The sequence below is a fragment of the Mucilaginibacter sp. NFX135 genome (assembly GCF_048565145.1).
GTDB lineage: Bacteria > Bacteroidota > Bacteroidia > Sphingobacteriales > Sphingobacteriaceae > Mucilaginibacter.
Genome location: NZ_CP183412.1, coordinates 4,726,362 through 4,739,198 on the forward strand (window position 1 = coordinate 4,726,362; position 12,837 = coordinate 4,739,198).

Genomic DNA, 12,837 nt, shown 5'->3' on the forward strand with positions numbered 1-12,837 from the left:
ATCCCCGGTTACTTACCTTGTTGTTTTGCCTGTCCTGGTGCGCCCGGTGCGGCGGGAGCGCCTATAGTAATTTTACCACCATCGCGCAAACGCTGGAAACCTTCGGTAACCACCTTATCGCCAGGTTCAACACCACTCATGATCACTACGTCGAAACCTACCCGCGGACCTAAAATAACTTTATGCTGTTTAGCAATGAGCGCTTCAACCTTTTCGTTATTTTTAGTGGTATCTACATAAGAAGTATCCTTGCTCACAAATACAAAGAACTCGCCCATTTGCTCGGTGACAGCTTTATAAGGGATTTGCACTCTATCGCCAGATTGGTCATTAAGCACCTTTAACACGCAGCTCATCCCATCTTTCAATACACCATCCTCATTCGGGAACTGAACCCTTACTTTAATAGTACCTGTTTGGTTATTTACCCCCCGGTCAATAGCTAAAACTTTACCTGGTTTATTGTAGGTGGTTACCCCGTCTGACAGTTGGAGCTTAAAAGTAGTGTCATTGCTTGCCTGTTGCAATTTATAAAAACGTTGAATGTCCTGCTCATTCACCACCACGTCAACCCCCATCGGATGTTCGGCCGATATGGTATTCAATAAAGTAGTGCCTGCTGTTACCTGCGTACCCAGCCTTACTTGTGATATACCGATACGACCGGTAAATGGCGCAGTAATAGTAGCATAAGAGAGATCGGTACGTGCCGATGCCAATGCCGCCTTAGCTACCGCTACGTTGGCTTTGCCGGTTTCATAAGCAGCCGCGGCCTGGTCAACAGTCTGACGCGCGATCGCGTCATTCTTCAACAGCATATTATAACGGTCGATATCTTTTTGAGCTTTAACCAGGTTGGCCTGCGCGCTCAATACGTTGGCTTCAGCCTGTTGATAAGCGGCCACATATTTACGTTTATCAATTTCATATAATACCTTTCCCTTTTGCACCACATCGCCTTCCTTAAAAAATATGCCGGTTACAAAACCGGGTACCTGGCTCCTGAGCTCAGTAGTATTGATAGAAACAACCGTACCCTGGTACTGATCGTAATAAATGGCCTCGGCTTTTTTAGCTTCGACTAAGTTTACAGGAGTTGGCGGCAGCGGCGCATTTTGTGCACTTTTACCTTTGCAAGAAGCTAATGCCAATAAGGCCGCAGGGGCTAACCAGTATATATATCTGTTTTTCATCGTAGTGATTATTCGATCGTAGTGATTATTCGTTGGTTGTTTGTTTCTTTAGCGGTACTCATGAGTGCCGCGCAGTTATTCGTTTATTTAAGCAAGTCAGGTGCTTTGCTGTTTAAATTATTGATTAGTATCTACGCCAAGCGTTCCCAAAGCCTTTTGAAGATCTATTTTGCTTGATAACAATTGGAACAGCGCGTTATAATAGTTTAACTCGGCTGTACGCAGATCTGACTGGGAAACTATAACATCTAAATAAGTTTTAACACCTTCCCTGTATTGCAGGCTTACCACTTTATATACATCCTTAGCCAGGTCAACGTTTTGCCTGATCAACTGGTAACTGGTGTAATTACTCTTGTAACTGGCCAATGCCTGTACATATTCGGTATTGATGGTATTTTTGCTGTTTTCCAGATCCAGATCAACACGCTCAACCTGCAGCTTGGCCTTACTCAAATTTTGTAAACGCCTGGTTCCCTGAAAAATGGGAATACTTAGCGTAAGCCCTGCATAACCTGTTGGATATGCCTTATCATACAGATCCGAAAAATCATGACTAAAATAAGCCCTGTTATAACTGCCTACTGCGGATAAGGAGGGTAAAAACCCATACCTGTAATAATTCACATTAATATTTTGCAATACTTTGCTGGTTTGCAACAAACGGTATTCGATACGGTTATTGAAATCAAGTTGCTGGTTGGTATCAATAACGGCGGCCTGCTCATACCGTGACGAATCATAGGCCAGATCCAGATTTTTTGATCCGTCTATCCCCATGATCTGTTTTAAATAAGCCGTTTTACTTTTAATAGCTTCTTCGGTTTGTTTGCGTGTAGCCAGTGAATTGTTTAGCGATATGGAAGCTTGCTTATAATCTGTTTTGTCAGACACGCCTGCCTGATACCTGTTATAGGCATCTTTCAGGCTTCTTTGCAAACGGGTGATGTCCTCGTTGGTGATATTCAGCTGTTTTTGAGAAAGCAGCACATCAAAAAATGCTTTGCTCACATCAGATACTACGTTGATCTGACTGCTGAGTGTGTTCTGTTTATAGTACTGACGGGAATATTTGGCTGTTTTAGCGGCCAGTAACACATCGTTATTATAAATAACCTGGCTTGCCTGCAACCCCAGTGTAGACAAATTACGGATGCCCGAGCTTGATGGGAAGTTAGCCCCTGATGCCCCGGCCTGCGGAGTTCCTTTAAAATAGTAGTTATATATACCTGATCCTGTGATCTGCGGCAGCCAGGCAGAAAGCCCTATCCTGATATCTTTTTCATTGATCTGCTCATCAATAGAAGCCTGGCGTACGGCGGGTTGGTTCCGGAGCGCGAACTCAACACACTGCTTTAATGAAACAGGACCGTTAATACTATCGGCAACAGTTTGTGACCAGGTTGGTGAATGTAAAATTAATGTTAAGACAATTGTAATGAAAAATACTAAATACTTATTTTTTTTCATAAGGTGGCTATGGGTGACGTTAATTATCAGCCAAAATAACAAAAAATCAATCTCATAGTTTTTGCCGATATATACAGGGGAAGTGCGAATATGTGATTAATATTACTAAATTAAAATCAGGAACAAAAATTTTACGTAAAATTTATAAAAACATGCCAAAATCATACGTTTTTGAGCTTTTTACAAAAAAATGAAAAATTGTGGTGCGAAATAAATAAAAAAATTAATTAATTTGCCGTGATATAATTTGGAATGCTTCTTGTTATTTTAATATCAGAATAAGCATTTTTTTAAAAAATTACATTTACCATATAGGTTATATGCTTATTCATGGTATTTTTACACAAAATTTAAGCAGGGTTAATACATGGTTAAAAAACTACATGGGAAAATCGCCGAGTTCCAGGTTGCAAATATGCTCCGGGAGAAGGGATTGTATCCTTATTTCAGGCCTATTGAGTCTGCTCAGGACACTGAAGTAATAATAGATAACAAAAGGGTGTTAATGTTTGGTTCCAACTCCTACTTAGGGCTAACCAATCACCCAAAGATTAAAGAAGCTTCAAAGAAGGCAATTGACAAATACGGTACAGGCTGTGCCGGTTCACGGTTTTTGAATGGTACACTTGATATTCATATTGAGTTAGAGAACAGGCTTGCCAGCTATGTTGGCAAAGAAGCTACCGTTTTGCTCAGCACCGGTTACCAGGTTAACCTGGGTGTGCTTTCATGCATTACAGGCCGTAATGATTATCTTATATTAGATGAATATGATCATGCTTCTATCATTGACGGCAGCAGGCTATCATTTTCAAAAGTGATCAAATACGCCCATAATGATATGGACGATCTTCAGCGTAAACTGAGCATTCTTCCAGAAGAGGCTGTAAAAGTTATTGCTGTTGATGGTATATTCAGCATGGAGGGCGATATTGTTAAATTGCCGGAGATAGTTAAACTGGCCGACGAATTTGGTGCCAACATTATGGTTGACGACGCGCACAGTTTGGGTGTTATCGGCCATAAAGGTGCAGGTACCGCGTCGCACTTTAACCTTACCGATGATGTTGACCTGATCATGGGTACATTCAGCAAATCGCTGGCATCATTAGGTGGTTTTATTGCTGCTGATAAGGATACGATTGATTATATCAAGCACCGCGCCCGTTCATTAATGTTCAGCGCAAGTATGCCTCCTGGCTCAGTAGCCAGCGTAATTGCAGCTTTGGATATTATCGAATCTGAACCGGAAAGAATCCAGAAACTTTGGGATAATACCAACTACGCGCAAAAACTGCTGTTGGAAGAAGGTTTTGACCTCGGTCCTACCGAAAGCCCGATATTACCTATCTATGTACGTGATAACGAAAAAACCTTCCTCGTAACCAAATATCTGCAAGCTGCAGGCGTATTTGTTAACCCGGTGGTTTCGCCAGCCGTACCTTCAGATTCATCATTACTGCGTTTTTCATTGATGGCTACCCATACCTTTGCTCAAATTGACGAAGCGGTTGAAAAACTTTCAAAAGCGTTTAAAGAAGTTGGTGTATCTGCAGCTTCTGTTAAAGAAAATATCTAAATAAGCTTAAAAGCAGAAAGCCAAAAGCGGAAAGTTAAAAAGAGCAGCCAGATTTCAGGCTTTCTGCTTTAAACTTTCCGCTTTTTGGTTTAAACAGCACCACTCATGATAAAAATTGTAACTGTTAGTTCTAAAAAAGAATTAGCTTCATTTATTGATTTTCCGCATGATTTGTATCAGGACGACCCTAATTACGTTCCGGAATTGTTCATAGCTCAGCGTGATCTGTTAACTATACACCCCTTTCATAAGCACAACACCGTACAAACCTTTTTGGCTTATGATGGCGACAAAATTGTTGGTCGTATTGCAGCTATACTCAATAATGCACATAACAAGTTCAATAGCACCAATGATGGTTTTTTTGGCTTTTTTGATTGCATTAATGATAAAGAGGTAGCAACAACACTTTTTAATACGGTTACCGATTGGCTTAAACAAAAAGGTGTAACCGAAAAATTGATAGGCCCTGTTAATTTTTCAACCAACGAACCATGCGGCTTATTAATAGAAGGTTTTGACAGTCCTCCGTTTTTAATGCAAACCTATAATGCCCCCTATTATGCCGATCTGATAGACGGCTTTGGCTTTATAAAGAATGTTGACCTTATTGCCTGGCATTGGGACGATAAAAGTTACGACGATAAATCAGTTCGCTTATTAACAGCATTGGAAGAGCGGTTAAAGCGCAACAATATCGTTATCCGTACCATCAACCTCAAAAAATTTAAAGAGGAATCTATCAAACTACGCGAAGTTTATAACTCCGCCTGGGATCATAACGAAGGGTTTGTTCCCTTAACCGATGACGAGTTTGACTACCTGGCCAAAGATCTGAAGTTAATACTTGATAAAGATTTTGTACTGGTTGCAGAACAGGAAGGCAAAATTGTTGCCTTTGGTTTGGCCCTGCCCAATTACAATGAAATATTTAAGAAAATTAAACGGGGCAAATTATTGCCAACGGGCATTTTCAAATTACTTTTTGGCCGGAAAAAAATACAAAGTTTGCGTATATACGCATTAGGAGTTATTGATGGATACCGCAAAATGGGTATTGAAGCCTGCTTGTACGGCACTATAATAAAAGAATACAAACGTAAAGGCATGAAACAGGCAGAAGCCGGCTGGACCCTGGAACATAACGATATGGTGAACCGCGCCATAGAAGCCATAAACGGCAACCCATATAAAAAATACAGGCTCTACGAAAAGGCCATATGAAACAACGGGTTTTAATAACCGGCGCCAGCGGCTTTGTTGGGTATCATTTAATTGAAGAGGCTTTAGGTCAGGGTCTGGAAGTTTTTGCGGCAGTACGCAAAAGCAGTAACATCGATCATCTAAAGCAATTTGATATCAATTATGTGCAACTTGATTATAAAGATCTGCCAACATTAAAACAACAGCTTACAGATATTAAGCCGGACTACATCATTCATGCGGCAGGTGTGACTTCTGCCCGCTCGCAGGCCGAATATGATACCATAAACGCCACTTATACCTACAACCTGGCAACAGCGGCGGCTAACGCCTGTCCAAATTTACAAAAGTTTGTGTTGATAGGTAGTTTAGCTGCAATAGGCCCGCTTAAAACTTTAACTGGTGTCATAACCGAAGCAACCCCTCCTGCTCCGGTAACCGCATATGGTCGCAGTAAACTGCTGGCCGAACAGCGGTTAAGAACAGTTGAAAATTTAAATTATACTATACTGCGCCCCACCGCCGTTTACGGTCCAAGGGATACCGGCATATTTATTTTTTTTAAACAGGTAGTAAAAGGCATTGAGCCTTACATTGGCAGTGCCCAACAAAAATTGAGCTTTATATATGTAAAAGATGTGGCCAAAGCGGCCCTGAAGGCATTATACGGCGGCAACCATCAAACCTATAACCTGAGCGACGGAAACTTTTACAGTAAGTACGAGTTAGGCAATCTGACCAAAGAAATATTGGGTATAACTACCTTTAAATTTCATTTGCCTGTAAATTTTGTAAAAATAATAGCCGCTGTATCAGAAAAAGTAAGTTCTTTGAGAAATAAAGCCGCCGTTGTGAATATTGAAAAGATAGATGAGCTTATGGCGGTAAACTGGTATTGCGACAACGAAAGTGCAAAAGCAGACCTGGGTTTTTATCCGGTATATAACCTAAAAACGGGTTTAGTCGAAACACTAACCTGGTATAAGGCCAATAAATGGCTCTGATCCAAAATTAAATAATGGTAATAAAAATGAAAAATTCGTTTCCCTTCTTTTATAACTTAAACGTTTAAGTTATTTTTGGACGCGGAATAAGCAAATGAGGAATTTATGCTTTTCGGCATTACTTAAACGTTTAAGCAATGCCGAAAAGCGCAAAAACCAAGAAAATAAAGAAAAAAAGGGCATAAGGCCCATAACGTGCTAACCCAATAATTAACAATAAAAGTAAATAAAAATGAAAATTTCACCCGCCGAAGGCAAACTGGGTATCCTTATCCCAGGTTTAGGAGCTGTGGCAACTACACTGATTGCCGGTGTTGAGGCCGTAAAAAAAGGTATCTCACAACCCATAGGCTCGCTTACCCAGATGGGGCATATCCGCTTAGGTAAAAGAACGGAGAACCGTAACCCTAAAATTAAAGATTTTGTACCATTGGCCAATTTGGGAGATGTTGTTTTTGGCGGATGGGACGTTTATGAAGATAACGTATACGAGGCGGCCGCCAATGCAAAAGTGCTGGAAACGGGATTGTTAAACTCAGTAAAAGCGGAGCTGGAATCCATTAAACCGATGAAAGCCGCGTTTGATAAAAACTACGCTAAAAACCTGAACGGTACACACGTAAAACAAGGTACCCGTTACGAGCTTGCCCAGCAGGTTATGGAAGATATTAAAAACTTTAAAGAGCAAAACGGATTGGACAGGGTTGTTTTGGTTTGGTGCGGATCAACCGAGATCTACTATGAAGCATCGGCCATTCACCAAACATTGGCTGCTTTTGAGCAGGCTTTGCTTGATGATGATAAATTAATAGCGCCAAGTATGATATACGCTTACGCGGCTTTAAAATTAGGTGTACCGTTTGCCAATGGCGCCCCCAACCTAACTGTTGATATCCCTGCACTGATCGAGCTTTCAAAAGAAACCCAAACCCCAATTGCCGGTAAAGATTTCAAAACAGGTCAAACCTTGATGAAAACCATCCTGGCTCCAGGCCTGGCCGCGCGTTCATTAGGTGTACACGGCTGGTTCTCTACCAATATATTAGGTAACCGTGACGGCCTGGTTCTTGACGATCCGGACAATTTTAAAACCAAGGAAGTATCAAAGTTAGGTGTACTGGAAGATATTTTTAAGCCCGAAGAAAACAAGGAGCTTTATGGGGAGATCTATCACAAGATCCGGATCAACTATTATCCACCTCACGGTGATAACAAAGAAAGCTGGGATAACATTGATATTTTTGGCTGGCTGGGTTACAAAATGCAGATCAAGATCAACTTTCTTTGCCGCGATTCTATTCTGGCTGCCCCTATCGCGCTTGACCTCGCTTTATTCTGTGATCTGGCCAAACGTGCTAATATGAGCGGGATCCAGGAATGGCTGTCATTTTACCTGAAATCGCCACAAACAGCCGAAGGCCTGCGTCCAGAGAATGATATATTTAAACAGCTCATTAAGTTAGAAAATACCTTACGTTACATGATGGGCGAAGATCTGATCACTCATCTTGGTTTAGATTATTATGAAGAGGCTTACGCCGAGGCATAATAACAGCTAACAAATCTTTTAAAACCAGTTGTTTTACAGACTAACCTGTATACAACTGGTTATTTTTTTGCTTATAATTGTTCCTGATTAGCTAATCCTTCACCTATTAAGGTTTAAAGCCTCATTATTGATTGTGTAAAATCTTTGTTATCATCTGGTTAAACATTATTGCATTTGATAACACCCGATGCCTACCAGTTCCAAAAGCAATCTAAGATTCAATACTTTACGTAAAAAATAAAACAAACAACCTATAAAAGGCCTATAATATATAAGACAGAGTGCCGTTCTCAGTGTAATATAATTTAACGGTAATATTTAACAGATAAACGTGGTTTAAACGCTTTCTATGGGGAATATTTGACTTTTTGACCACATTAGTCTGTAATAAATTTTTCTACCTTTGAAGCGCAATTACAAGCTAACGGGATAGCTATGCCAATGCAAATAAGCGTTGGATTAACTATTCTGCCGTGCCGATAGATAAGGGAGATAAGAAATATCAGTTTAATTGATATGATGATAAGGATTTGTGCTTTATTATAATAATAATTGACTATCCTTATTCAAAATAGTTTGGATAGTTAAAACGGATAATAAAGGATAAAGGATTAAACAAAGAGTTTGTATTTGCATAATTGCATAAAGTACATGGATTTTAAAAATTTTTATAAAAGTTTATTTTTTTTAATACTCTTTTTTTCTGCTTCCTCATTATTTGCGCAAACCACCGTTATAACGGGTACGGTTACTGATGCCAGCAACAGACAAACCCTTCCTTATGTTGTTGTATCATTCCCGGGTACTTCTACTGGCGTTGCTACCGATAATAATGGTAAATACCGACTTTCGACCACAAACGCTACACTCAAACAAATAAAAATTTCTTTTTTGGGTTATAAAGACGCTTTTTTACCTGTTGAACCAGGTAAAGAGCAGGTAATTAACGTAAAGCTTTTCCCTTCGGCCAAGCAATTGAATGAAGTGGTTGTAAAATCCGGAAAGAAACCTAAATATCGTAATAAAGACAATCCCGCGGTTGAACTGATACGCCAGGTTATCGAAAACAAACCTAAAAACCGCCCCGAAGCTTATGATTATGTAGAATACCGCGAATATGATAAAATGATGTTCGGGTTTATCAACGTATCGGCAGCGTTTTCAGACAGGAAATTTTTTAGAAAATATAAGTTCATCATCGATAACCGCGACAGTACCATTTTACCTGGAAAATCGATATTGCCGGTTTATCTGGACGAAAAACTATCACAAAACTACTATCGCAAAAACCCCGAAAAGAAACGCGAAGTTGTGTTAGGGCAGCGCGGTGTAAACTTTGGCCCTGCAGTTGATAATGAAGGTGTTAAACAATATTTTAAACACCTTTATAATAACGTGGATATTTATGACAATGATATATTTTTGATCACCAGTCAATTTTTAAGCCCGATATCCAACAATTCTCCCAACTATTACAAATTCTTTATTACCGATACCATTACCGACGCCAAGAATCAAAAATTGGTTGAACTGAGCTTTACACCTCGTAATAGTAACGACGTGCTTTTTGAAGGCATGATATACATTACCCTTGATGGTAACTATGCTGTTCAAAAAGCGGTATTGAAGATCAACAAACACATCAATATCAACTTTATACGCTCTATGGAGGTTGATCTTGACTTTGAACAGAACCCCGATAACCGTTATCACCTGAGCCGCAGTAATACCATAGCCGAGTTTGGGGCCACCAAAAAGGAGGGTAAAAGTGGGCTGTTGGGTATGCGTACCATCACCTACAAAAACTATATAGTTAACCATCCCCGACCGGATACCGCCTATACCAAGCAATCGGAAGAATCGCAAGACGAGGCTAAAACCCGGCCTGCATCATTCTGGGAGAAGAATCGCCTGGATACTCTTACCACTGCTGAATCAAAAGTATACAAGAATGTAGATAGTTTAAGGAATATGCCATCGTACAAGCGCACAGTGGATATCGCGACACTATTGCTTGCCGGTTATAAAGGGTTTGGCAAATTTGAAATTGGCCCGGCTAACACATTCTATAGCTTTAACCCGGTGGAAGGTCTGCGCTTGAGACTTGGCGGTCGTACCACACCAGAGCTAAGCAAACGCTATTATTTTGAAACGTATGCCGCGTATGGTTTTAAAGACGAGAAATGGAAATACTTTTTAAGTGCTACTTACTCACTTAATAATAAATCCATTTATAAATTCCCTCAAAACTATATCAGGGCCAGTTATCAAAAAGACACTAAAATACCGGGTGCAAATCTTCAATTTGTGCAGGAGGATAACTTCTTGCTATCATTTAAACGTGGCACAAATGACAAGTACCTGTATAATGATTATTACAGGTTAGATTACGTACATGAGCTGGAGAATCACTTATCGTTCGCCGCTGGATTTAAAAACTGGAAACAGGCACCTGCCGGATCGCTATATTTTAATAATGTGGTAAACGGGCAGCCGAATGTGATAAACGCTTTAACCACCACCGAGCTTACAGGAACTATCCGCTGGGCGCCGCATGAGGAATTTTACCAGGGTAAAATTTACCGTATACCTATTCCTAACCCGTACCCTACCCTTGAATTGGATTATACCACTGGCGTTAAAGGTTTATTTAATGGCGAGTATAACTATCAAAAACTTGATTTCAGGGTCGACAAACGTTTATACCTGTCGCAATTAGGATATTCGGACCTAAGTATTTCTGCTGGCAAAATATTTGGTCAGGTACCATTTCCATTGTTAACTATTCACCAGGCCAACCAAACGTATGCCTATGACATCGACTCCTATAACCTGATGAACTTTTTGGAGTTTGCCAGTGATAAGTACGCGAGTTTCAGGATAGACCATCACTTTGGCGGTTTCTTTTTCAATAAAATACCTTTGTTAAAGAGATTAAAATGGCGCGAAACATTTTCGGCAAAAATATTATACGGTGGTTTAAGTGATAAAAACAATCCATCCATTCATCCGTCATTATATCAATTGCCTGTTGATGCCAATGGTTTACCGATTACCTATGCACTGGGTAAAACACCTTATGTGGAGGGTAGTGTTGGTGTTGAAAATATATTTAAATTTATACGGGTTGATTACGTGAGGCGATTTAATTATTTAGACCATCCGGATGTACCGCGTGATGGTATCCGTGTACGTGTTAAATTTGATTTTTAATTTTGTATAGCAAAATAATTACAAAGAAAATGGAACAGCAAACATCCATAAGAACAAACCTACAGTTAGGTATTTACAAGGTTATTGATCCCTTTGTAAAAATTCTTATCAAGGTTGGGTTAACCCCCAACGCGGTTACTTCAATTGGTTTTGTGTTAAATGTAGGTGTGGCTGCCATATTTATATTAGGCGCCGAAGAAGGTAACCGGGGCGACCTGAGTTATGTAGGCTGGGCCGGTGGTTTAATATTGTTTGCTGGCCTGTTTGATATGCTCGATGGACAAGTAGCCCGTTTAGGCAACATGAAATCAACCTTTGGCGCTTTGTATGACTCTGTACTTGACCGTTACAGCGAGCTGATCATGTTCCTTGGCATCTGTTATTACCTGGTTGCCCATCATTATTTTGTAAGCTCGATAGCTGCCTTCATTGCGCTGATAGGTTCCATGATGGTTAGTTATGTAAGGGCTCGTGCCGAAGGTTTAGGCGTAGAAGTAAAAGGTGGGTTAATGCAAAGACCCGAGCGTGTAGTAACCATTGGTTTATGTGCCGCTTTAAGTGGTATAGTGGCGCAGTATATTGGCGGTAACTATAAATTGTTTATACCCGGCATTAAGTTTCACGTGTTTGAAACCATATCCATATTCACCATTCCATTGGTAATATTGGCGGTGCTTACTAATATTACCGCGTTTAACAGACTAAGAGAAGCTAAAAGAGCTTTAATTGAAGCAGAAAGGAAGTAACCAATTATTGAGTTACTGAATTATCGAATTACTGAATTAAAACTAAGTTGGCAATTAGGTTAGTTGAAATCAAAAGAGATCACTAATTCAATAATTAAAATATCATATCTTCGTAACCTTTAAATAAAGGTGTTTACATAATAGTAAATCTTTATTAAAATTGAACAGGGTTAAGTTGTGCTAACTTATATATTATTATTAAAAGACAATAACAGGCAGAGAAATCGTTAAAATTTTAAAACCTGATATGCTATGAAGAAAAATTATGTCTCCAATTCTCAGGAGTCTGTGAGAATGTTTAAAAGCGACTTTTTAGAAGGTTTATCAAAGGTACACTACACCGTACCCCTGTATATTTTTGTACCCGTTATTCTGGCATGTACCTACGAAGCTTTTTTTGAGGCTGGCATAAACTTTTTACTGTACACCGGCTTGTTTTTAGCAGGCTTATTTATCTGGACCATTGTTGAATACATTATGCACCGTTTTGTTTTCCATTATCAGCCAAACGAAAACTGGAAGTGGGCACAACGGTTACATTTTATTATGCATGGCGTACACCATGATTACCCCAGCGATGCCAAACGTTTGGTATTGCCGCCATCATTAAGCATTCCACTGGCTACCGGGTTTTACTTTTTGTTTAAAGCTTTGTTGCCGGTAAATTACATATTTGGCTTTTTCCCGGGTTTTATATTAGGCTACCTGTTTTATGATATATCGCATTATGCTATGCATCATTTTAACTTCAAAAGCGGTCTTTTCAAAAAAATAAAACAACACCACATGCTGCATCATTACCAGGATCCAGAAAAGGGTTATGGTGTGAGCTCACCGCTTTGGGATAAAATATTCCGTTCAGGTTTTTTAAAGAAATAGG

The 12,837-nt window shown here is 39.8% G+C and carries 9 protein-coding genes; 7 read left to right on the forward strand and 2 right to left on the reverse strand.

The features are described from left to right. Positions 1-8: 8 nt before the first annotated feature. Complete coding sequence (locus ACNURT_RS19680) at positions 9-1,193, reverse strand: efflux RND transporter periplasmic adaptor subunit (RefSeq protein ID WP_419699175.1); 1,185 nt, start codon at positions 1,191-1,193, stop codon at positions 9-11. A gap of 117 nt (positions 1,194-1,310) precedes the next feature. After that, entirely contained in the window at positions 1,311-2,663 is a 1,353-nt protein-coding gene (locus ACNURT_RS19685) for a TolC family protein (protein ID WP_419699176.1), read from the reverse strand. Between the two features lie 367 nt (positions 2,664-3,030). Here ACNURT_RS19685 and spt point away from each other — a divergent pair, with 367 nt between their 5' ends. The 7 genes from spt to ACNURT_RS19720 all read left to right on the forward strand — a co-directional run bounded on the left by spt (position 3,031) and on the right by ACNURT_RS19720 (position 12,836). Continuing rightward, positions 3,031-4,242, forward strand: a complete 1,212-nt coding sequence (gene spt, locus ACNURT_RS19690) for a serine palmitoyltransferase (protein ID WP_419699177.1) — start codon at positions 3,031-3,033, stop codon at positions 4,240-4,242. 105 nt (positions 4,243-4,347) lie between these two features. Beyond that, on the forward strand, positions 4,348-5,466 hold the full coding sequence (locus ACNURT_RS19695) for a hypothetical protein (protein WP_419699178.1): 1,119 nt from the start codon (positions 4,348-4,350) through the stop codon (positions 5,464-5,466). Further along, positions 5,463-6,449 (forward strand): NAD-dependent epimerase/dehydratase family protein, encoded by a 987-nt coding sequence (locus tag ACNURT_RS19700; RefSeq protein WP_419699179.1) that lies wholly within the window; start codon positions 5,463-5,465, stop codon positions 6,447-6,449. Before ACNURT_RS19695 ends, ACNURT_RS19700 begins: the two co-directional genes overlap by 4 nt. Positions 6,450-6,681: 232 nt before the next feature. Continuing rightward, the gene (locus ACNURT_RS19705; RefSeq protein WP_419699180.1) at positions 6,682-7,998 is read left to right on the forward strand and encodes an inositol-3-phosphate synthase; all 1,317 of its coding nucleotides are present in this window, start codon (positions 6,682-6,684) and stop codon (positions 7,996-7,998) included. Between the two features lie 651 nt (positions 7,999-8,649). After that, a complete protein-coding gene (locus tag ACNURT_RS19710) occupies positions 8,650-11,211 on the forward strand; it encodes a DUF5686 family protein (RefSeq protein ID WP_419699181.1) in 2,562 nt (853 codons plus the stop codon). Between the two features lie 29 nt (positions 11,212-11,240). Beyond that, complete coding sequence (locus tag ACNURT_RS19715) at positions 11,241-11,957, forward strand: CDP-alcohol phosphatidyltransferase family protein (protein ID WP_370998877.1); 717 nt, start codon at positions 11,241-11,243, stop codon at positions 11,955-11,957. Between the two features lie 252 nt (positions 11,958-12,209). After that, positions 12,210-12,836, forward strand: coding sequence for a sterol desaturase family protein (locus ACNURT_RS19720; protein WP_419699182.1), 627 nt, complete (start codon positions 12,210-12,212; stop codon positions 12,834-12,836). Position 12,837 lies beyond the last annotated feature (1 nt).